At 39.2% G+C, this 21,716-nt stretch carries 19 protein-coding genes; 6 read left to right on the forward strand and 13 right to left on the reverse strand.

The annotated features are described in order from the left end of the window. Window positions 1–40: 40 nt before the first annotated feature. From A6M55_RS10490 to A6M55_RS10520, 7 genes are all read right to left on the reverse strand, one after another. Window positions 41–1,534, reverse strand: a complete 1,494-nt coding sequence (locus A6M55_RS10490) for an alpha-isopropylmalate synthase regulatory domain-containing protein (protein WP_064197535.1) — start codon at window positions 1,532–1,534, stop codon at window positions 41–43. Window positions 1,535–1,653: 119 nt separating this feature from the next. Further along, a complete protein-coding gene (gene leuD, locus A6M55_RS10495) occupies window positions 1,654–2,250 on the reverse strand; it encodes a 3-isopropylmalate dehydratase small subunit (RefSeq protein WP_064197536.1) in 597 nt (198 codons plus the stop codon). Between the two features lie 53 nt (window positions 2,251–2,303). After that, a complete protein-coding gene (locus A6M55_RS10500) occupies window positions 2,304–2,660 on the reverse strand; it encodes a four helix bundle protein (protein WP_064197537.1) in 357 nt (118 codons plus the stop codon). Between the two features lie 91 nt (window positions 2,661–2,751). Further along, window positions 2,752–4,152: a 3-isopropylmalate dehydratase large subunit gene (leuC, locus tag A6M55_RS10505; protein ID WP_064197538.1), complete on the reverse strand. Its 1,401-nt coding sequence runs from the start codon at window positions 4,150–4,152 to the stop codon at window positions 2,752–2,754. A 92-nt stretch (window positions 4,153–4,244) separates the two neighbouring features. Continuing rightward, window positions 4,245–5,087 (reverse strand): helix-turn-helix domain-containing protein, encoded by an 843-nt coding sequence (locus A6M55_RS10510; protein ID WP_064197539.1) that lies wholly within the window; start codon window positions 5,085–5,087, stop codon window positions 4,245–4,247. 84 nt (window positions 5,088–5,171) lie between these two features. Continuing rightward, window positions 5,172–6,818 carry an alpha-glucan family phosphorylase gene (gene glgP, locus A6M55_RS10515; protein ID WP_064197540.1) on the reverse strand — a complete coding sequence of 549 codons (1,647 nt, stop codon included), beginning with the start codon at window positions 6,816–6,818 and terminating at the stop codon, window positions 5,172–5,174. A 195-nt stretch (window positions 6,819–7,013) separates the two neighbouring features. After that, window positions 7,014–8,264 (reverse strand): glutamate-5-semialdehyde dehydrogenase, encoded by a 1,251-nt coding sequence (locus A6M55_RS10520; RefSeq protein WP_064197541.1) that lies wholly within the window; start codon window positions 8,262–8,264, stop codon window positions 7,014–7,016. Window positions 8,265–8,547: 283 nt separating this feature from the next. Between A6M55_RS10520 and A6M55_RS10525 the strand changes: the two genes are divergently transcribed. The 6 genes from A6M55_RS10525 (at window position 8,548) to A6M55_RS10550 (ending at window position 13,415) form a co-directional block, all read left to right on the forward strand. Continuing rightward, the gene (locus tag A6M55_RS10525; RefSeq protein WP_064197542.1) at window positions 8,548–10,026 is read left to right on the forward strand and encodes a DUF4301 family protein; all 1,479 of its coding nucleotides are present in this window, start codon (window positions 8,548–8,550) and stop codon (window positions 10,024–10,026) included. 77 nt (window positions 10,027–10,103) lie between these two features. After that, the gene (locus A6M55_RS10530; RefSeq protein ID WP_064197543.1) at window positions 10,104–11,183 is read left to right on the forward strand and encodes a phosphotransferase family protein; all 1,080 of its coding nucleotides are present in this window, start codon (window positions 10,104–10,106) and stop codon (window positions 11,181–11,183) included. A 122-nt stretch (window positions 11,184–11,305) separates the two neighbouring features. After that, window positions 11,306–11,914, forward strand: coding sequence for a Uma2 family endonuclease (locus tag A6M55_RS10535; RefSeq protein WP_064197544.1), 609 nt, complete (start codon window positions 11,306–11,308; stop codon window positions 11,912–11,914). Between the two features lie 71 nt (window positions 11,915–11,985). Beyond that, complete coding sequence (locus A6M55_RS10540; protein WP_064197545.1) at window positions 11,986–12,555, forward strand: Crp/Fnr family transcriptional regulator; 570 nt, start codon at window positions 11,986–11,988, stop codon at window positions 12,553–12,555. Between the two features lie 78 nt (window positions 12,556–12,633). After that, the gene (locus A6M55_RS10545; RefSeq protein ID WP_064197546.1) at window positions 12,634–12,987 is read left to right on the forward strand and encodes a YciI family protein; all 354 of its coding nucleotides are present in this window, start codon (window positions 12,634–12,636) and stop codon (window positions 12,985–12,987) included. 11 nt (window positions 12,988–12,998) lie between these two features. Then, window positions 12,999–13,415: a hypothetical protein gene (locus tag A6M55_RS10550; protein WP_064197547.1), complete on the forward strand. Its 417-nt coding sequence runs from the start codon at window positions 12,999–13,001 to the stop codon at window positions 13,413–13,415. A gap of 64 nt (window positions 13,416–13,479) precedes the next feature. Here A6M55_RS10550 and A6M55_RS10555 read toward each other — a convergent pair whose 3' ends face one another. The 6 genes from A6M55_RS10555 to A6M55_RS17460 all read right to left on the reverse strand — a co-directional run. Next, the gene (locus tag A6M55_RS10555; RefSeq protein WP_064197548.1) at window positions 13,480–14,892 is read right to left on the reverse strand and encodes a tetratricopeptide repeat protein; all 1,413 of its coding nucleotides are present in this window, start codon (window positions 14,890–14,892) and stop codon (window positions 13,480–13,482) included. Window positions 14,893–15,232: 340 nt separating this feature from the next. Then, window positions 15,233–16,228, reverse strand: a complete 996-nt coding sequence (locus tag A6M55_RS10560) for an SDR family NAD(P)-dependent oxidoreductase (protein ID WP_064197549.1) — start codon at window positions 16,226–16,228, stop codon at window positions 15,233–15,235. A 192-nt stretch (window positions 16,229–16,420) separates the two neighbouring features. Then, on the reverse strand, window positions 16,421–17,887 hold the full coding sequence (gene guaB / locus A6M55_RS10565; protein WP_064197550.1) for an IMP dehydrogenase: 1,467 nt from the start codon (window positions 17,885–17,887) through the stop codon (window positions 16,421–16,423). A 215-nt stretch (window positions 17,888–18,102) separates the two neighbouring features. After that, a complete protein-coding gene (locus tag A6M55_RS10570) occupies window positions 18,103–19,434 on the reverse strand; it encodes a TolC family protein (RefSeq protein WP_064197551.1) in 1,332 nt (443 codons plus the stop codon). 48 nt (window positions 19,435–19,482) lie between these two features. After that, window positions 19,483–20,157, reverse strand: a complete 675-nt coding sequence (locus A6M55_RS10575; RefSeq protein ID WP_064197552.1) for an ABC transporter ATP-binding protein — start codon at window positions 20,155–20,157, stop codon at window positions 19,483–19,485. 26 nt (window positions 20,158–20,183) lie between these two features. Next, on the reverse strand, window positions 20,184–21,716 hold a 1,533-nt coding region (locus tag A6M55_RS17460), incomplete at its 5' end, for a DUF5916 domain-containing protein (RefSeq protein WP_229235510.1).

Raw genomic sequence — 21,716 nt, forward strand, 5'->3', positions numbered from 1 at the left:
ACTTTGTGCCTTTGCCCCTATGAACCTTTGTGCCTACAAACTAAATCAAATTCAACATCTTCTGAGTAGCTTTGATAGCTGAAACAGTTTGGTCTGAATCTAACCCACGAGTTTTGAAGCTTTTACCGTTGTATTCCCAACTAATAATGGTTTCACAAAGTGCATCGGTTTTTCCGCCAGGTGGAATCCTTACGGCGTAGTCGGTCAGTGTTGGAAGACTTTGTTTCTTTTTCAGATAAATCTTCTTCAACGCATTCATAAAGGCATCGTACTGACCATCGCCTTGGGCATTCTCTTCAAAAATATCCTCATCAATCTTTACCATTAATGTAGCCGACGGGCGAAGGTTTTTTGAGTGAGTCATCACATAATTAAGCACGTGTACTCGCTCAGCAACGGCCTCACTATCAAGCACATCGGAGATAATATACGGCAAATCTTCTTTCGTCACAACTTCCTTACGGTCGCCGAGTTCGATGATTCTCTGCGTAACTTTCTTGATTTCTTCGGGCGAAAGAGAAATACCTATTTCTTGAAGGTTTTTCTCGATATTGGCCTTACCCGATGTTTTGCCGAGAGCGTATTTTCGAGTACGTCCGAAACGCTCAGGCATCAAATCATTGAAATAAAGGTTATTTTTATTATCGCCATCGGCGTGGATACCAGCCGTTTGGGTAAATACGTTTTCGCCAACGATTGGCTTATTTACAGGAATACCAAAGCCCGAAAAACTCTCAACGATTTTACTAACCGTATGCAGCGACTGCTCAACCACCGAAGTAGTAACATCGGGCATAAAATCATTGATAACCGCAATCGTACTGGCCAACGGGGCATTTCCTGTGCGTTCGCCCATACCATTTACGGTCAGGTGCAAGCCTTGTACGCCCGCACGAATAGCTTCCATAACGTTAGCTACGCTTAAATCATAATCGTTATGAGCATGAAAATCGAAATGTTGATTTGGGTATCGTTCTACAATAGCTTTGATAAAATCGTAGGTTTCGTAAGGTGTTAAAACCCCCAAGGTATCGGGTAAAAGTACACGTTTGATTGGCTGTGTACTCAGAAAATCAAGAAATTGAAAAACGTATTCTTGCGAATTTCGCATTCCGTTGCTCCAATCTTCCAAATACACATTGGCATCAATACCTTTCGATTTTGCCAACGCAATAACCTGTGCAATTTCGCTAAAATGCTGTTCGGGCGTTTTTTTCAACTGATGCGTAAGATGATTCATCGAGCCTTTGGTCAATAAATTCATCACTTTCGCACCCGCTTGTAGCATCCAATTAATAGAAGATTCACCATCGACAAAAGTCAAAACCTCTACTTTATCAAGTAAATTTTGTTCTTTTGCCCAATTCGTGATTTTTTGTACTGCCAATAATTCCCCTTCCGAAACACGAGCCGAAGCCACCTCAATTCTATCCACTTTTACTTCGGTGAGTAGCATTTGAGCAATAGCCAGTTTTTCGGTAGCTGAAAAAGACACTCCGCTGGTTTGTTCACCATCACGGAGTGTTGTATCCATTATTTCAATGTGTCGCATCTTTAATTTTGAATGAGTGAATGAGTGAATGATAGAATGATGATTTAGTAAAACTATTCACTCATTTTATCATTCAGAACGGGCGGCGTACCGCTTCAAAATTAATAAAGACTCTTTTCGGCAAAAGCAGCAATCTCTGACTTCATAGACTGAAGATAATCAATATCATCGTATCCGTTAATCATGTTGTTCTTTTTGTAGCCATTGATGCCAAAGCTCTCTGACTCACCCGTTGCCAAAATAGTGATGGTTTGAGCAGGAAGATTTACCTCAAGTTCTGTATTTGGGTCTGCCTCAATAGCCGTAAAGATTTTGTGCAAAAACTCAGGGCTAACTTGTACAGGAAGGATACCGATGTTCAAAGCATTTCCTTTGAAAATATCAGCAAAAAAGCTCGAAACTACGCAACGAAAACCGTAATCGTAAATCGCCCAAGCGGCGTGCTCACGGCTTGAACCACTACCGAAGTTACGGCCACCTACAAGGATTTTGCCCGAATAGATAGGGTTGTTTAGTACGAAATCTGCTTTCGGAGAGTCATCGTTGTTATAACGCCAATCTCTGAATAAGTTTTTGTCGAAATCTACTCTGCTTGTTGCTTTCAAGAAACGTGCAGGAATGATTTGGTCAGTATCCACATTTTCGATTGGCATCGGAACTGCGGTGCTTTTTAATATAGTGAACTTATCGTATGCCATTTTTAATTTGCTTTATGCTATAGGCTGTAAGCTATAGGCTATATTTATCTAAATTATTTACTATTTAGCTTTTGAGCTAAATGATACAGTTTTTGCTTTATTAAATTAATCTTTTCATCTAACGATTGATAATTTTCTGAGTCTATGAATTTTAAATCGAAAGATAATTGTAAAAGATATTCTACTTCATGTGCTGACCCAAGAGATATTTGAACAAAACGATGAAACTCAGCATCTGAATTTCTACCACAACCTTCACTTATATTAGTTGGGATAGATACAGAAGCTCGGTTTAATTGACTTACTATTCCATATTGTTCTGTTTTAGGAAAGTTTATTGTTTGCGAATAAATTTCTAAAACTAACGAATGTGATATTTGCCAAACTTCATATTTTCTAAAATCTCTCATAATTTTATTGCTTTAAAATGTATGCCATAAGCTATATGGTTTTATTCTTGCTCATATAAAGAAAAAACGCCTAAAGCATACAGCGTAAAGCCTAAAGCATTGTGCGAGGGTCAGTAACTTTTCCTGTTACGGCTGCTGCTGCTGCCACTAATGGCGAAGCCAAAAGTGTTCTTGCACCTGGCCCTTGACGGCCCTCAAAGTTTCGGTTTGATGTTGAAACAGCGTATTTTCCAGCAGGAATTTTATCATCATTCATTGCCAAACACGCCGAACAACCTGGCTGACGAAGAGCAAAGCCAGCTTCTGTCAAGATATCCAAGATACCTTCTTCTTTGATTTGTGATTCTACGATGTGCGAACCTGGTACTAACCAAGCCGTTACGTTGTCAGCTTTTTTACGTCCTTTTACGATTGAAGCAAAAGCACGGAAATCTTCGATACGACCATTTGTACAGCTTCCCAAGAAAACATAATCAATTGGTTTTCCAACGATTTGGTCGTTTTCGGCAAAGCCCATGTAGTTCAATGATTTTGCATACGAAGCAGCTCCATCCAATACATTGGCAGCTTGAGGGATATTTTGAGAAATACCTGTACCTAAGCCTGGGTTTGTACCATACGTAATTTGCGGCTCAATTTCAGAAGCATCGAATGTATATTCAATATCGAAAACAGTTCCTTCGTCGGTTTTGAGTGTTTTCCAGTAAGCCAATGCTTTATCCCAAGCCTCGCCTTTTGGAGCTTGCTCACGGCCTTGTAAGTAAGCGAAAGTAGTTTCGTCAGGGGCAATCATACCTCCTCTGGCACCCATTTCGATTGACATATTACAAACTGTCATACGTCCTTCCATAGTCATATTTTCAAAAACTTCACCAGCATACTCGCAGAAATAACCAGTAGCACCCGCTGCCGAAAGTTTTGAAATGATAAAGAGTGTTACGTCTTTTGGTAATACACCTTTGCCCAATTTACCATTGATTGTCACACGCATTTTCTTTGGTTTTGGCTGCATGATACACTGCGAAGAAAGTACCATTTCTACCTCAGAAGTACCAATTCCGAAGGCAATTGCACCAAAAGCACCGTGTGTAGAAGTATGAGAGTCGCCACAAACGATGGTCATTCCTGGAAGTGTAATACCATTTTCAGGTCCAACTACGTGAACGATACCATTTTTTGCGTGACCTAATCCCCAGTGAGAAATGCCATATTTGGCCGAGTTTGTTTCCAAAGCTTTCAACTGATTGGCCGAAAGTGGGTCTTGAACTGGTAAATGTTGGTTGATTGTTGGCGTATTATGGTCGGCTGTTGCAAATGTGCGATTAGGGAAAAGTACACCCAAGCCACGGCTTTCGAGACCTAAAAAGGCAACTGGACTCGTTACTTCGTGAATGAAGTGGCGGTCAATGAAAAAAACATCGGGGCCGTCTTCGATGTTACGAACGACGTGGGCATCCCATACTTTGTCAAATAATGATTTTGGTGCTGACATATTAATTTATGATAAATTTTCTATGCCACAAAATTGAGTATAATAACCTAATAATGATTAACGAAATACGACCAAAAAATAACGTTTTTGGTTTAAGTGATTTTATTGGGCGTAAAACCGTATTTTTCTTTGAAAGCTTTAATGAAATGTGATACACTTTCGTATCCGATTTCAAGGCTTATTTCCGATACGTTTTTCTTAGAGTTTTGTAGAAGAAAATAGGCATACTCCAAACGTTTGTTTCTAATCCAAGCGGCGGGTGAAGTATGAAATTGTAGTTCGAAATCACGTTTAAAAGCCGAAAGACTTCTTCCCGAAATTTGAGCTAATTCGGCAATAGAAAGGGGTTTTAGGTAGTAGTTTTCAAGAAAATAAGCTAAATCGGCTTTCTGACCTTGATAAATATTGAAGAGTGTTTGTCTGAATTGGTCGCTGCGGTCAAGTTCGATTAAATGAAGCATCAATTCATTGAATTTCAGCTTCAAAAACTGATTCATGAGTTTGGTGCGAGTGCTAAAAAACGGAATCAGCGAATCAACAAACTTATCGAAGTTTTCGCTACTTTCGAGACTCAATATTTGTTCGATAGCATTTTCCGTCAAATCTTCAAAAAGCGTAAGGTTTTGAGCTACAAACTCTTTCAACAGGTTTTCGGGAAAGAAAAAAACAAGACTCCGATAATTGACATCAATCGACTCATTCATCGAATAACAGCCCCGCTGAAAAAACAAAATTTGACCTTTCTGAACGTGAATATCTTGTGTAGGAGAGATAAACTTTTTTTCGCCTTCGAGTACATAAATAATGGCGTGTTCTTCAAAAAAAATCTCGTTTTTTGAAGGATAAATATTATTTCGATAAGCAACAAAAGTCATGTCTTGAATCTGCAAAGACTCAAATTCTTTAGAACTTATCGAACTCGGCACTCGAAGCATGGCTGAAAATTGTTATTTCGGCCAAATATACAGGATAAAAGTAAATTAGCCCGTTGTTTAGAAAAAAACAACGGGCTAACTCCATCAATAAACCTTCTCATAATACTCAGCCGCCATACGGTCAGAGTCAAAAAACGCATTTACATCATTCATGCTCTGCAACACCATCTTTTGCCATTCTTCGGGGCGGTCATAGTAGGTTGGCAATATTTTATTTTCGAGCATATCGAGCATATTCTGAATATCGACTCTATCTCGCTCCCAATCAGGCGAATGAGGGGCATCGGGCACCACAAATGAGTTTTGTTCAGTAGCAAATTCACAAACCCAACCATCAAAAGTCGAGAAATTGAGCGAGGCGTTCATAGCTGCCGTCATTCCGCTCGTACCAGATGCTTCACGCGTTACGATTGGTGTATTAAGCCAAACATCTGAGCCGTCTTTGATGAGCTTCGAGAGGTTCAATTCATGCCCTGTCAGCACAGCCATATTTGGGTAAAGATGACTCAAATAATAAAGCTGATTGAAATTATTGATTGCTCCGCCATCAAACGGATATGGTTTTCCTGCCCAAATAAACTGAATCGGATATTTCGTATTTTTCATCAATTTATCGAAGCGTTCACGGTCACGAGTGAGCAAATCGGGGCGTTTGTAAGCGGCAAAGCGTCTCGCCCAAATGATGGTCAACACATCGGGTTTAAAGAGTTTGCCCGATTGGTCGGCAACTGTCTTGAAAAGTACTTCTTTCAATTCCTTTTTGCGAGCCGCAATCGTTTTTATATCTCCTTTCTTGCGAGCTTTTTCTAAAACCTCATCTGCCCAGTAAAGATTATTTTGGGCGTTGGTTACGTGCGTAATTTCACAAATACCGCTATAATCTCCCCACATTTTACGAGAAACATCACCGTGTAGCTTCGATACCGCATTGGCTTTTCTACTCAAACGCAAGGCCACCAACGAGTGATTGAAAACATTATCAGTAATGCCGCTAATCTTACGCACTTCATTCATCGGTACACCCGCAAAGAAATTCATGCTTTCAAGCATATTGATGTCGTGTTTTTCATTGCCTGCTTCTTCGGGCGTGTGTGTCGTAAACACCAAACGTTTTTTTACATCAGCTACTTTTCCAAACTTTTTGTATAGATTAAATGCTCCTGAAAGTGCATGAGCTTCGTTGAAATGATACACATCGGGTTCGTAATTGATTTTATCCAGAAAAGTAGTGCCGCCAATTCCCAAAAGCATACACTGAGCCACTTTTATCGAAGCATCAGCATCGTAAAGGTGGTACGAAAGCGACCTTGCCCAAGTATCGTTACCATCGGTATCAGTAGTCAAGAAAAACATCGGAACTGTGCCAAATGTCGTTGATGGTAAGAAATAAGTAGCTACCCAAACAGTTCGATTTTGTACATTAATTTGGAATCTTACGCCAGTATCTTGCAAAAAACTGTACATTTTCTCACGAAACTGTACGGCCATGCTGTTATCGGTATTGCGAACTTGGTCGTAGTAGCCGTATTTCCACAAGATACCAATACCAACCAAATTTTGTTTCAACTGATACGCACTACGCATGTGCGAACCAGCCAAAAAGCCGAGTCCACCCGAATAGGTTTTTAGTGCTTGGTCGATGGCAAATTCCATCGAAAAATAAACGGCCGATTTCTTAAACTTTGGGGCAAACGAATAAGGGTGAGCAAATTGCTCAGGAAGATTTTTCATTTTATCATAGGTTATTTTCTATGACAAATGTAGAGAATTTATTTACGAATTAAGAATTATGAATGAGGAATTAAGAATGAGATTGTTAGAACAGTCTATTAATTTTGCCATACGATTACATAAAACTAAAAAAAAATCTTTGTAATTTTCGTGATAAGTTATTCGTAATTCTTAATTCCTCATTCTTAATTTCTTCTACCATCTCACCTGCCCATCGCCAATAACAACCCATTTTTCGGTAACGAGTTTTTCGAGGGCGAAAGGGCCACGAGCGTGGAGTTTTTGGGTAGAAATACCAATTTCTGCACCGAGCCCAAACTGTCCGCCATCGGTAAAGCGAGTAGAGGCATTGTGATAAACCGCTGCGGCATCTACTTCGGCCAAAAATCTTTCAGCAAGTGCCTGATTATTTGTCAAAATTGCTTCTGAGTGTCGAGATGAAAAGGCTTGCACATGAGCCAGTGCTTCATCAAAACCACTCACAGTTTTGACTGTAATTTTATAATCGAGCCATTCACGACCAAAGTCTTCGGGTTGAGCATGATGAAGTTTTTCATATCCGATTTTTTCAAAAACAGCATACGATTTTTCATCAGCATAAACGCCCACATTCCATTTATTGAAATCTTCTACCAACATTGGCAAAAATTCATCAATGATGGCTTCATCAACAATAGCACAGTCGAGCGAATTACAAACCGATGGTCGAGAAACTCGGGCATTCACAATAATATCTTTGGCTTTGGCCAAATCAGCAGTTGTTTCAACATAAGTATGCACCACACCCGCACCAGTTTCGATGGTCGGAATAAGTGAATTTTGACGCACATACTGAATGAGCGAATCAGACCCACGTGGAATAATAATATCTACAAAGCGAGTAGCTTTCAATAATTCTTCGGTGAACTTTCGGTCGGTTGGTAGAAGCAAAACTGCGTCGGGAGCAACGCCAAATTTGGCTAAGGCTTTATGAATTAATCCAACCAAGCAAGTATTCGAGAAGATAGCTTCTTTTCCACCTTTCAGCACACAGGCATTGCCCGAACGTAAACACAACGACGCCACATCAATCGTTACGTTAGGGCGAGATTCGTAAATTACACCTACAACCCCCATTGGAACGGCTATTTTCTTGATATTCAGTCCGTTTTCGAGGTTTCTTTCGGTCAATACTTCACCCGTGGGGTCGGGCAAAAGAGCAACTTCTCTCAACGAGTCGGCCAAACCTTGAATGCGACTTTCGGTTAATAATAAACGGTCGTATTTGGGGTCAGCTTTATCCATCAAGTCTAAATCTTTCTGATTTTCTGACATTATCAGTACCTTCGATTGCTCAACGATTTCGGCCAATTCATTTAATAAATCGCTACGTTGGGAATCGGTCAAACGTCGAACGGACGCCGAAGCTTGTTGGGTTTGCTGTAAAAGAGGAAGTATTGAATTCATGATTTCTTTGGAAGTCCACAATCTACGGACAACAGGCCACAGAATACTATCGACCGCCGTTTATTGACCGTTGACTCGAATAACTTTAATTAATCCCGAGCAAAAACATTGCCTTGATTCTATTTTTTCGTAAAATTACATTTTTAACAAAACATTCATACCATAAAGTAGCTGATTAAAACCAAACAACGACAATTTTTACCAAAAGCCTCCTTATCAATAGTTTAAACTCCCTTGAAAACCAACTATTGACCTTGGACTAATTAAATCAACCATATTAATTATGTTTAGCGAAAAAGACCTTAGCCTAATCGAAGCCCGTGGGGCAAAAGTGGAAACGATTCTTGAACAAATCGAGAATTTTAAAGTGGGATTTCCATACCTAAATGTCGTACGAGCAGCCACCATCGACGATGGAATGATTCAGCTTGGCGACGAAAAAGCCAAAGAACTATCGAAGGATTTCGACGACCAAATTTTCGGCAAAAAACTACTGAAATTTGTACCTGCTTCGGGTGCAGCTTCACGTATGTTCAAATCGCTTTTTGCGGCTTTGGAAGAAGATAAAATTGATAAATCGGTCAATGAAGTTTTAGAACGTCTGGAAGAATTTGCCTTCTACAAAAGTTTAGTAAAATCTATCGGTAGCGAATCGGCCGACCATAAAACTATTCTCCGACACCTCCTCACGGCCGAAGGGCTTGATTATGGTGCTTTGCCAAAAGGCTTGTTAGAGTTCCATAAATATGGTGATTCAACTCGCACACCAGCTGAAGAACATTTGGTTGAAGGAGCAAGATATGCCAGTTCAGGTGGCAAGGTGAACCTTCATTTTACGGTTTCGCCCGAGCATAGAAGTAAGTTTACGGCCTTGATTGATGCGGTTTTGGCTGATTACGAAGCAAAATATGGTGTAAAATATGACATCAGCTTCTCGGAGCAAAAACCATCTACCGATACGATTGCCGTAAACCTTGATAATACGCCTTTCCGTACGGCCAGTGGAGACTTACTTTTCCGTCCAGCAGGACACGGTGCTTTGCTCGAAAACCTCAACGACCAAGATGCCGATGTGGTATTTATCAAAAATATCGACAACGTTGTTCCTGACAGTCTAAAAGAACAAACAATCATCTACAAAAAAGCTTTGGCGAGTTTGGTGCTGAGCTATCAACAAGCCGTTTTTGCTTATTTGAAAATGATGGATGGGGCTGATTTAAAAGAAGAAGATGTAGAAGAAGTGGAAGACTTTATCGAATTTGACCTTTGTGTAGAATTCCCTGAAGGTTACGATGATTTGTCTTTTGAAGAACGTAAAACCTATTGCCGTACGAAACTCAATCGTCCGTTGCGTATTTGTGGAATGGTGAAAAACGTTGGCGAGCCAGGTGGCGGGCCTTTCTGGGCAGAAAATGCCGATGGCTCAACCTCGCTTCAAGTAGTAGAATCGGCTCAAATTGATTTGAAAGACCCTGAACAAAAAGAAATCTTTGATGGAGCAACGCACTTCAATCCTGTTGATTTGATTTGTACACTGAAAGATTATCAAGGAAATAAATTTAACCTTTTGGAGTTCCGTGACCCAAAAACTGGCTTCAATACGCAGAAATCACAAAGTGGTCGTGACCTAAAAGCACAAGAGCTACCAGGTTTGTGGAATGGTGCAATGGCCGACTGGAACACATTATTCGTGGAAGTTCCATTGATTACATTCAACCCCGTAAAAACGGTGAATGATTTATTAAGACCAGAACATCAGTAATTAATGTTTAATGGTGAATGAATAATGATAAATTAAGCTAAATTGTTGACCGTTGTCTGTGGACTATCGACTTAAATATGTCTTCATTAAAAATAGATACGCCTACGGCAGTTAGGCAGGGCGAAGAATTAGATTTGATAAAGTTGAATGACTTTATCAAATCTCAATTGCCTGATTTTGAGGAAATTACCGAAGTTTCGCAGTTCCCTGGAGGATACTCGAATCTGACTTATTTTTTGAAAACTGCTAATCGAGAATATGTTTTACGCCGCCCACCTGTGGGTGCGAAAGACATCAAAGGTGGGCATGATATGGCTCGTGAGTATAAAATTCTGACGGCTATCAAGTCGATTGGGTATGAAAAAATACCAAACCCGATTATTTTTACTGATAATGAAGCTGTAATAGGTTGCCCATTTTATATCATGGAGCGAGTGCAAGGCATTATTTTACGTGCCAAAGATGCCCCCAAACTCATGCAAACTGTTACTCCTGCCGAAATGCGAAAACTCTCAGAAGCATTGTGCGATAATCTGGCAGCTTTACACGCTATTGATATTGAATCGACAGGCTTAATAAATATAGGAAAACCCGAAGGATACATTCAACGACAAGTTGAAGGTTGGCACAAACGTTATATAGCCTCACAAACCGATGAGATTGCGGCGATGGATACTTTGGCTGCTTGGCTTAAAGATAATCTTCCTGCTGAAGGAAAACCCACGCTCATTCATAATGATTATAAGTATGACAATGTGGTGCTAAATGCCAATAATTTATCAGAAATCATTGCGGTTTTAGACTGGGAAATGACCACCGTAGGCGACCCGCTGATGGACGTAGGCACAAGCCTATCGTACTGGGCAGAAGCCGATGATGGGCCATTCGAGAAAACCTTTAATCTATCGTGGGTGGAAGGCAACTTAACTCGTCAAGAGTTTGCTGAACGTTACGCCGAAAAAAGCGGACGTGATGTATCGAATATTTTGTATTTCTATGTTTTTGGCTTATTCAAAAACTCAGTAGTTATTCAGCAGATTTATGGCCGATACAAAAAAGGACTCACCACTGACCCACGCTTTGCGGATTTGATTTTTGGCGTAAAAGCCCTTTCAAAAAAAGGCATAAAGTCGATTGAGAGTGGGAAGATGATGTGATAGACATCTAAACTTTATTTCGATAGAATTTATACCGAAGCCTTGCCGTTTGTTGCCCCGATATTGAGCCAATTTTATTGAGATTTCTTGTAATTTTCTTACATTTGAAGAAAAAAACTGAGATGGCTATTACATTTTTAGAGAAATCTGACCAATCCATTAGACCCGCTCCTAAAGTTTATACTTTGTGGGAATACCTTGCCCGTGAAGAGCGAGCAAAGGAGAAACATGAATTTTATAATGGAATCATCGTAAAAATGGCAAATGCTAAATTTAATCATAATCTAATTTCTCTGAATACAGCTTATTCATTAAAAATAGCAGTAAAAGGTTTATCAGAAAAATTTATTGTTCTTGGCGACAATCAGAAAGTGTATATTGAAGCTGAAAATGTGGCAGTATATCCTGATGCTTTGGTAATAAGCGAAAAACCTATTTTTTATCAAAATCGTGAAGATATTTTACTGAATCCTGTTGTGATAGTTGAGGTGCTTTCTCGTCGAACGAGTTTGTATGACAAAACTGCAAAATTTGATTTATACAAAAGCATTCCTTCTTTCAAAGAATACGTTTTGATTGACCCTAAAAAAATGAGTGTTGAAACTCGTTACAGAGAGGAAATAGATTTATGGCGGATAACATCATATAATGCTGATAGCCAGAAACTTAACCTAAAATCATTGGGTATAACTTTAGAAATGAATGATATTTATGAGAATGTGGTTTTTTAAGCCTTAATAATTGATGCAAGTGAAGATGATGTAAAAAACTTTAATATTTTAATTATCAGCTTTTTACAAAAATGATAGAGGTTTTAAAACAACATATCACCAATAGGCTCGGCAAAGACCTTGAAAATTTGGATATGGTACTCTCCTCTTTTAAGCATATCAAGACCAAGCGAAACCAGCATCTTTTACAACAAGGTGAAATTTGTAAATATGTGTATTTCGTTGCCAAAGGTTGTTTGCAGGTCTATGTTTACGACAAAGATTTTAATGAAACAACCCGTGATATCATCATTGAAGATAACTGGTGTTCAGAGCTTTTAAGCTTTGGAAGTGGCAAACCAGCCTTAGAAAATATCAGAACCGTTGAACCCTGCGAACTTTTCGCCATAGATAGACCGACTTTTCAAAAACTGATGGAGACAGTTCCTCAGTTTGACAAAGTTTATAAACAAATCCTTGAGGCATCTTATGCCAACTCCGTCTATCGTATCAATACATTCGTCTCATTGACAGCATTGGACAGAATTAAATGGCTAATGGAATACCGCCCAATGCTCATGACACGCCTTTCGAGTAAACTTATCGCTTCTTATTTGGGCATCAATAAAGATGTTTTTAGCCGACTAAAAGCCAAACTGTAAAACATAGACTTTTGTCATCATTCACGAAATTTTAATTGTTGAAATTTGCCCAATCATTCACAATTAAAGTTAAAAATCATGACAGAGTATCTATTGTTATTTCGCAACGCCAGTGCCGAAAACGGCTATTTGGCTACTTCACAAGATATGGCAGAAGACATGCCTAAATGGCAATCTTGGATTGGAAATATTGCCATGCAAGGTAAATTAGTACATACCGCCCCAATGCGTTATGAAGCATCTATTGTAAGTAATAGCGGTGTTTCCGACGGCCCACATAAAGAAGCTAATAGTGTTTTAGTGGTGGGGTTCTTAGTCTGCAAATCGGATAGTTTGGAAGAGGTGCAAGAATGGAGCGAGACCTGTCCAGTACTAAAATATCCTAACACCTCGGTTGAAATTCGCCCACTTATTCCTTTTCCAACCAACTAAATATCAAGATAATGGACAAAATCTTAAATTCGGGTAGATATATATTCCCACTGTCGTTTTTGCTTTACGTTGGTTTGCATTTGGGCAAGCCCGAAGTCGGAGCTTCGTTTGTACCTAATTATATTCCATTTCCGTTCTTTTGGAATTACTTTACATTAGTTTGTATCTTGCTTTTTATCATAAGTGCTGTAATTGGAAAGTATGATAAGTTAGCCTATTCATTAATGGCAGTTTATGTAGTTTTAATGGCAGTTTTAGTCCATTTACCAAGGGCTATGGGGCAAGAATTAGGCGTTGAGAATATGACTGCCGATATAGCAAGAGAGAAAGAACTTGAAATGGTAAACTTTTTCAGAAATATAATGGTAACTGGGGCATTATTGGCTTTTGCCAAATTTGTATCCAAAGATAAACGTATTATTGGGTAGTTACATTATATAAACAAACGAGGCTTGGAAGTTATTCCAAGCCTCGTTTGTTTATATAAATTCTCTATTTATACTGCTCAATAATTCTAAAAAGTGCCTTTTGTGTATCAAGATTCGGGAAGAAATCATAGATTTGGGCGTGGGCATCATAGTTTAGAATCAAGCCCGTTTCGAGATATTTGTAGGCTTCGTTGTAGCTTCCATCAAAAATCAAATAGGCTGCTGCACGATAAAATAAATCGGCATCGTCAGGCATTTCACTGATTCCGTCATAGACAATCTCAAAGGCTTTGCCATATTGGCTTTGCTCAAAGAAAAGCAATGACCAATTCAACCAAATATCAGGGTTGTTCGGGTCGAGTGCAACGGCTTGTGTGTACGCCTCATTGCTTGATAAAAAATTACCTAACTTAGATTCGGTATCTCCCAAAAGCAGCCAATAATCAGCGTTTGCTCCGTTAAGTTTAATGGCTTTTTGCGTAAAATGGACACTTTCAAACCAACGTTCTTGCTCATACAAAGCCGAACCCATTCCAAACCAAGCATCGTCCCAATTTTCATCCAAAACGGTTGCTTCTCGGTAGTTTTTGTAGGCTTCGTCGTATTGTTCGAGTTTTTCGCAGGCTGCTCCTAAATGCGTATAAACTTCGGCCGTTGGAGCTTCATGTTTCAGTACATTAGCGTAACATTCTTTAGCATCCAAGAAATTATTAAGGTTCATATAGGCGTGAGCCAAATTGAACCACCCAGAAGCAAATGTTTCTTTGACCGTAACGGCATAATCATACGCAAAAGCAGCATCTTTATGCTTGCCAAGGCGGCTGTGAGTCATACCCAGGGCAAACCACGCAAAGTGTGAATAAGGGTCGTTATCAACTAATTCTTGAAAATAGCTGAGGTTTTCTTCTAATTTATCTGCTTGCTCTAAGCAAAAAACCAGTTCATAAAAAGCAATTTCTTCTTGAAATTTATTTCGGATAGCTTTTTTGTAGAAATGAGCCGCTTCTTCAAATTTTTGCCAATTTTGGTAAGTTTGAGCAAGCTGAAAATATACTGTTTCTTTTTCGTCAGATAATAATAATGCCTCACGCAGATGCTCAATGGCTTCTTCATAATTGCCCATAAGATTGCAAATTACACCTCTCATGTAAGTGATTTCGTTATCGGCTGGATTATAAGTGGCAGCAGTATCCAAAACCTCCATTGCTTCGTCGAACTGCTCGTAGTTGGCGTGCAGTTGTACTTTATCGAGTAGTAATTCGAGCGAATAAGGGTATTGCTGAAGGCCAATTCGGCAGGCTTTCATGGCCATATCCCACTTGCTTTTGAGCAAATAGTATTCGGATAATTGTTCGTATGTTTCTTCGTCGAAGAAAACCGTTTCTTTACTTTTGAGCATTTCCTCAAAGCGTTCGGCCGATGCTTTTACATCAGCGTCATCGAAACCATCGAATCTGTCACTAAATTCGTGTTGCATGTAGAATTCCACTCAAAGGTTAAACAGCCCAACCAAGGGCTGCACATCGTGCTTAAAATTGATTTTTTGGGTATAAAACCAGCCCTATCTTTTCTGCTTCTTTGGTGTTATCTATTGATAATCAACTAAATCACAATCAAGATTAGCAGACTTGATAAAACTATCAATAAATGTAAAAATTATTTATTAAATGTCAATAGTTTTCCAGAAATAAAAGTTATTGTGATGGTGATTTGTTATTGGTTGATTAGTGAACCAGTTACTCGTTATTAGAAAAACAAACCAATAACCGCACGGGCGGCCCCGCAGTTTCCCAATAACTAATTCTCCAATAACCAATTTATTTTTTCAAAAGAAAATTTCCTACTCGGCTAATTGTCTCGTCCAAGTCGGTAAATTGAAAATTAATTGCTTTCTGAATCTTTTGGTTTTTATAAGCAAATTTCGTGCGAGAGTTGTGGGCGGTTTCTTTTGTAATTAATGGAGCTTTTTTTGTAAAGAATGCCCTCAGAGCTTCAAGTCTCCACAAGATTTCGATGGCGAAAGGAGACAAAGTCTTAAAAGGAGCTTTTTTGCCGAAAATAGCCGCTATTTTCTCGAAAAACACCTTATACGTAGTCGTCCCGCCATTCAAGATAAAGCGTTCGCCTTTGATTTCGGAGGTTGTAAGTTTAAAAATAGCAGTTACGAGGTCATTGACATCGACATAGTTGAGGTTACCATTGGTATAATATTTGTGCTGGTCATATACATACTTAAAGAGCTGCGTACTACTTTTGTGCCAATCTCCTTCGCCTAAAATAATTGAGGGATTTACTACCACCACATTAAGTCCTTCGGCTTCGCCACGCCAAACTTCAAGCTCTCCTTCATACTTCGATTTTGCATAATTTGAATTAAGTGGAGAATCTTCCCATTTTTGGTTTTCGTCAATGATGCCTCCGTGAACATTTTCTGATGCCGACGTTGGGCGACCCAATGCCGCAATCGAACTTACATGACAGAGCTTTTTGATGTTTTTCTCCAGACAAATATTCACTAAGTTGGCAGTTCCTTCAACGTTTACCTTAAACATTCGGTTGCGGTCTTTAGGTGCAAATGATACCAATGCGGCCGTATGAACTACAAAATCTTGATTTTCGAGTGCATTTTCAAGTGAATGTATATCTAAAATATCACCTTCGATAATTTTGATTTTAGATATAATATCTTTTAGTAAAGATAAATCGCTGCCAGCACGGCACAATGCCGAAACCTCATAGCCCGCTTCTATAAATCTACGAGCAGTAGCACTGCCAACTAAGCCATTTGCACCTGTAATTAAAACTCGATTCATAAAATTAATGAGTGAAGCTGTACGCCGCCCGTTCGGAATGAGCGAATGTGTGAGTGTATAAAAAATTACAATATTTACTGCAAAATAAAACGCAGGTTTTTATGGTTTGCTATGATAAACTATGATTCATAGTTAAATCATAATCAATCTTAATAATCATAAAAACCTGCGTTCTATATACTATACAAAAAATTATCTCGAATAGTTTGGAGCTTCTCTGGTAATCTGAATATCGTGCGGGTGACTTTCTTTGATACCCGCCGCTGTGATTTTCACAAATTTAGCTTTTTGTAAAGTGGCGATATCACCAGCACCACAATAGCCCATCCCTGCTTTCAAGCCACCTACCATTTGGTAAATGATTTCAGCAGCACGACCTTTGAATGGTACACGACCCACGATTCCTTCGGGTACGAGTTTCTTAATATCATCTTCGGCATCTTGGAAATAACGGTCTTTCGAGCCATCTTCCATGGCTTCTACCGAACCCATTCCACGGTATGTTTTAAATTTACGTCCTTCATAAATCACCATTTCACCAGGGGCTTCTTCTGTTCCTGCCAAAAGTGAACCCATCATTACGGTACTTGCACCACCAGCAATGGCTTTCACAATATCTCCCGAGAAGCGAATACCGCCGTCGGCAATGACTGGAACGCCATATTTTGCGGCAGCTTTGGCTGAATCGGCAACGGCCGAAAGCTGCGGCATTCCGATACCTGCAATGATACGAGTCGTACAGATACTTCCTGGGCCTACACCTACTTTGATAGCATCGGCACCTGCTTTGGCAAGAGCTTCGGCCGCTTCTTCGGTGGCAATATTTCCTACAATAACATCAATTTTCGGGAAGGCCGCTTTGATTCGCTTGAGGGTATCAATTACGCCTTTCGAGTGTCCATGAGCGGTGTCGATACTTACCACGTCAACTCCTGCTTTAATGAGTGCTTCAACACGTGCTTCGATATCTGGCGTTACGCCTACGGCAGCCCCTGCAAGCAAACGACCCAAGCTATCTTTTGCAGCATTTGGACGGTCTTTTTTCTTTAAAATATCACGGTAAGTAATTAAACCGATGATTTTGTAATCTTTATCAACAATCGGAAGTTTCTCGATTTTATAATTGCGTAAGATGTCTTCGGCTTCGGCCAATCCTGCTCCTTCATGCCCAACGATTAGGTTTTCTTTAGTCATGATGTCGGTGATTGATTTTGAAGCATCTTGCTGAAAACGTAAATCACGGTTAGTGATGATACCTTTGAGTTTTTGGTTTTCATCAACGATTGGAATACCTCCGATGCGGAATTCTTTCATGATACGAAGAGCATCGCCAACGGTTGCTGTTTCGGGAAGTGTAATTGGGTCGATAATCATGCCGCTCTCCGAACGCTTCACTTTGCGAACCTGCTCGGCTTGCTGTTGAATAGACATGTTTTTGTGAATAAAACCAATTCCGCCCTCTTGTGCCATTGCCACTGCCATTTCGTATTCGGTAACGGTATCCATTGCCGCCGAAATAAGTGGAATGTTTAATTGAATATTTTTTGTTAAAAATGTTTTCGTGTGCGTATCACGTGGAAGTACCTCGGAGTATGCTGGGACGAGCAGAACGTCGTCGTAGGTGAGTGCTTCGTAAAGCAACTTTGAAGAATCTAACATAGCAAATAATTTCGTTTTCTTATTTGCCAAGCAAAGTTACGGCAAATATTTGAAAACGACAATTTTATGCGAAAAATTTAATTTTTAGGTAATGTTGGGGAAAATAAAAATAGAACGCAGATTTTTAAGATTCTTATGATAATTATGATTATTGTAATGATAAATCTAAACAATCATAATTATCATAAGAATCAGCGTTCTATTTTTTTATGCTTTTACTCAATTCTCCACTCGCCGTTTTTGTAGAAATCTAAGATTTTTTTCTGTAATAAAAATTCGTATTTGGCTTGTACGAGGTTAGACTTTGCTCGGTCGAAATTGGTTTTGGCGAGCATATATTCTAAATAATTGACCGTTCCTGCATTGATTCTGCTTTCTACGGCTTTGATGTTTTGGTCTAAAATATTTACTTGATTGCTCGCAACTTTATAGCGGTCGGCGGCGGCAGTGAGCAACTGATAACTCTGCTCAATGGCTTGGCGGAGTTGAAGTTTGGTCACATTCAACTGATTTTGACTGAGTTGTTGTTGAATTTTTACGGCCGAAATTCTCGGAGCATTTTGCAAACGACCCAAAATCGGAATGCTAATATCTAAGCTCAACGACCCACTTCGAGTACCGTTGATTTGCGTAAAATAGTTTTCTGATTTATTTGATGAAGAATAAAAAGTGCCATAATTACCCGATAGGCTTATCTGCGGCAAATTAAAAGCTTGCGTAGCTTTAAGCTGGCTATCGAAACTTTTTAGGCGGAGTTCGCCCGCTTTTATTTCGGGGAAATTATTGGCGGCTTGCTCAAAAATACCCTCAATTGTCAGATTATCAATTGTGTATTGAAGTGCGTCATCTTTTAAAGCCTCAAAATTTGCTGAATTATTGCTCGATTGGTTCATTAGTTGAAACAATGCAAGACGGGCGGCTTTGTTATTATTTTGTGCAGTAACCAACGAAAATTCATCATTGACCAACTGCGATTGCACTTGAAAAAGTTCTGTTTGACCAACTACGCCTGCTGCCACTTGTTTATTTACTCTTTCAACTTGCGATTTGGCGGTTTCGACTTGTTGTTTGCTTACTTCCAGTAATTCTTGCGAAGCCAAAACTTGCAAATACGCTTGAATGATTCCGATAATGGTGCGGTTTTTTATAGCTTCAATATTTTTAGCCCCAGCATCACGCAGAAACTCGTTTTGACGAATTTGATTTTTTATCTGAAAACCATTAAAAACAGGCATTGATGCTTGTAAACCAAAGTAGTTGGTGGTATAAATCTGCTCGATATATGCATTTGTAAAGCGGTCAATACTGCGGCCTACTCGTACATCTTGGCCCGTGCCGAACCCAATGCGTGGGTAAATTTGAGATTTTGCCCTTGCCAGTTCGATATTGGCACTTTCGCCCATTATCTGACTTTCTCGGTAGGTTAAATTGTTTTTGATAGCTATATCGACGCATTCTTTTAGGGAAAGCTCTTGCCCGAAAACCCACCCCTTTTGGAAGAAAAAAATGATGCTTAAAAATAAGATTTTTTGTAATGTATTTTTCATGATTTTATAGAATTAATGTTATGCGACAACTTGGTTAAAAACACCCCTTTAGGAATTTGGAGCATCTATCCAACCATCTTTCAATCGTATAATTCTATTACCATATTCGGCGTTGGCTTCCGAGTGAGTTACCTGCACGATAGTCACGCCATCTTTTTGATTGAGTTCTTTGAAAAGCTCCATGATTTGCTGGGCGTGTTCGGAATGAAGATTTCCCGTTGGCTCATCAGCAAAGATAATTTTTGGCTCGGCTACAATGGCTCGGGCAATACCCACGAGTTGTTGTTGCCCGCCCGAAAGTTGAGAAGGAAAAAGGTCTTTTTTTGCTACAATATTAAACCTGTCCAATACATCGGCTACACGGCTTTTTCGTTCGGCTGATGACTGTCCTTTATAAAGGAGTGGGGTTTCGATGTTTTCGTAAACCGTCAATTCGTCAATCAAATGATAAGCCTGAAAAACAAAACCAATGCTTGTGCGATGCAGTTCGGTACGTTTCTTTTCAGAAAGTTTCAGTACTGGATTTTCGCCTAAAATATATTCTCCTTCAGAAGCCTCTTCGAGTAAGCCCAAAATATGAAGAAGGGTTGACTTTCCCGAACCCGATGGCCCCATGATTGATACAAATTCGCCCTCTTTTATTTCGAGGTTGATGTTGCGTAAAACATAGGTTTTGCCGAATCCTGCGGGATAATATTTGGAGATATTTTTTAGTTGAATCATTGGTTTTGTTTACGGACTTTCGCCATCTAAATCTTTCGTTTAAGTTGCAAATAATCTAAGAAATAGATGACTTTAATGGATAAATTATTATTTTGGTCGCTTTGAAGCGTATTTTGAAAATTGTCAAAGTAACGTGTGTTGGCTATTTCTGAACTCATAACTCCTGCATCTTTCCACACAACATTCAGGAAGCTACCAGGAGCAAACTGCCACGTATAAACCATATCAATATTAAAGTAATTGACATTACGGTTGTATTTTTCTGTTAAACCATTTTTAGGACTTAATGAACCATCATCATTGAGCGTAAAAAACTCTTTGTTATCTACTACGCTCATGTAATGTCTGGCTCTGAAAGTTAGCCCCATTTTGTTGGTGAAATTATATTTTAGGTTCAATACATTATCAATGGTGCTTACTTTTCTGATAGCAAATAAAGTGTTTCCATCATCAAGTGTTGTAGTATAGCCTAAGCCTCTTGGTCTTGGCTGAAAACCAAGTTGAAGACCTACCGAAAACTTGCTATTGAAACGGTAATTTTGAGCTAAAAAAACATCAAAACCACTGAGTTTATAAAAATTTAAAAATACTCTTTCAACAACTTCGGCATTGACCGAATATTTCTTTGCCGAATTACTCTCTATCCAACCTCCAAAAGCTACGCTTCCACCTCTTCTGAAAACTTTTCCCATTGTGCGTGGCTCGTAAAAGTCATTCTGAACAGGGTTATAATTAGCAAAAGCACCAAACCAAATCAATTTTTTTGTCTGTGCATTGATATTTACATTGAATCTCGAATTCTGATATTTACTATCTATTTCGCCGATTTGGGTGTATAAATTGCTCAAACCAGCATTAAAATTCAAAAATAAGCGATTATACCAGCCTTTTGGCTCAGTGTATCGGTAGCCAACGTGGAGGTTATGATTGATAAAATTATTATTCGTGAAATAACCTAAATCGTTGCTGGTATATTTTTCGTCGGTCAAGGCTTGCGAAAGATGATAATTGAATCGTCCGCTATTCTTTCCGAAACTTAGACTATGACTATATCCGAGTGAGTTTTCACTGTCGGGTGTTTTATATTTTAAATGACTGAGCGATGCACTTCCTGCCAAATTATAGGTATTTTTCTTGTCGTAAAAGCTAAAAAGAGCGGCACTCACATTAGCATTGTATTCGTTTCCACCTCGCAAAACACTGGTATTGACAAAACTCACACTCGAATTATTCTTGAGTGTTTGGTCAAGTACAAAAAGGTTATAATTGGTCGTTGGATTGGTTTCAAACTTCCTGATTTCACCCGTTTCGATATTTTCGATGGTGGCAAATTGTGCTTGCGTAACTGCATTTAAAAGACCAACGCCCAAACCGCTTTTTGTTCTCCCCGAAATCTTTGAGGCATTAATTAGTTTTGATTCCGACGGATTTCTTAGCATTCTTTCATTAGCTTTTACGTCATCGTAGGCATCATATAAATTAATGGGTGTACCTCCAATTCGCCGAGAATAAAACAAATTCCCTTTGTTGAAAAGCTCAGTACCTTCCGTAAAAAAAGA

Source organism: Emticicia sp. MM, assembly GCF_001649495.1.

Excerpts from the sequence above, each read along its gene's own strand:
- A6M55_RS10490 (WP_064197535.1), bottom strand. The coding sequence starts at position 1,534 with ATGGATACAACACTCCGTGATGGTGAACAAACCAGCGGAGTGTCTTTT.
- leuD (WP_064197536.1), bottom strand. The coding sequence starts at position 2,250 with ATGGCATACGATAAGTTCACTATATTAAAAAGCACCGCAGTTCCGATG.
- A6M55_RS10500 (WP_064197537.1), bottom strand. The coding sequence starts at position 2,660 with ATGAGAGATTTTAGAAAATATGAAGTTTGGCAAATATCACATTCGTTA.
- leuC (WP_064197538.1), bottom strand. The coding sequence starts at position 4,152 with ATGTCAGCACCAAAATCATTATTTGACAAAGTATGGGATGCCCACGTC.
- A6M55_RS10510 (WP_064197539.1), bottom strand. The coding sequence starts at position 5,087 with ATGCTTCGAGTGCCGAGTTCGATAAGTTCTAAAGAATTTGAGTCTTTG.
- glgP (WP_064197540.1), bottom strand. The coding sequence starts at position 6,818 with ATGAAAAATCTTCCTGAGCAATTTGCTCACCCTTATTCGTTTGCCCCA.
- A6M55_RS10520 (WP_064197541.1), bottom strand. The coding sequence starts at position 8,264 with ATGAATTCAATACTTCCTCTTTTACAGCAAACCCAACAAGCTTCGGCG.
- A6M55_RS10525 (WP_064197542.1), top strand. The coding sequence starts at position 8,548 with ATGTTTAGCGAAAAAGACCTTAGCCTAATCGAAGCCCGTGGGGCAAAA.
- A6M55_RS10530 (WP_064197543.1), top strand. The coding sequence starts at position 10,104 with ATGTCTTCATTAAAAATAGATACGCCTACGGCAGTTAGGCAGGGCGAA.
- A6M55_RS10535 (WP_064197544.1), top strand. The coding sequence starts at position 11,306 with ATGGCTATTACATTTTTAGAGAAATCTGACCAATCCATTAGACCCGCT.
- A6M55_RS10540 (WP_064197545.1), top strand. The coding sequence starts at position 11,986 with ATGATAGAGGTTTTAAAACAACATATCACCAATAGGCTCGGCAAAGAC.
- A6M55_RS10545 (WP_064197546.1), top strand. The coding sequence starts at position 12,634 with ATGACAGAGTATCTATTGTTATTTCGCAACGCCAGTGCCGAAAACGGC.
- A6M55_RS10550 (WP_064197547.1), top strand. The coding sequence starts at position 12,999 with ATGGACAAAATCTTAAATTCGGGTAGATATATATTCCCACTGTCGTTT.
- A6M55_RS10555 (WP_064197548.1), bottom strand. The coding sequence starts at position 14,892 with ATGCAACACGAATTTAGTGACAGATTCGATGGTTTCGATGACGCTGAT.
- A6M55_RS10560 (WP_064197549.1), bottom strand. The coding sequence starts at position 16,228 with ATGAATCGAGTTTTAATTACAGGTGCAAATGGCTTAGTTGGCAGTGCT.
- guaB (WP_064197550.1), bottom strand. The coding sequence starts at position 17,887 with ATGTTAGATTCTTCAAAGTTGCTTTACGAAGCACTCACCTACGACGAC.
- A6M55_RS10570 (WP_064197551.1), bottom strand. The coding sequence starts at position 19,434 with ATGAAAAATACATTACAAAAAATCTTATTTTTAAGCATCATTTTTTTC.
- A6M55_RS10575 (WP_064197552.1), bottom strand. The coding sequence starts at position 20,157 with ATGATTCAACTAAAAAATATCTCCAAATATTATCCCGCAGGATTCGGC.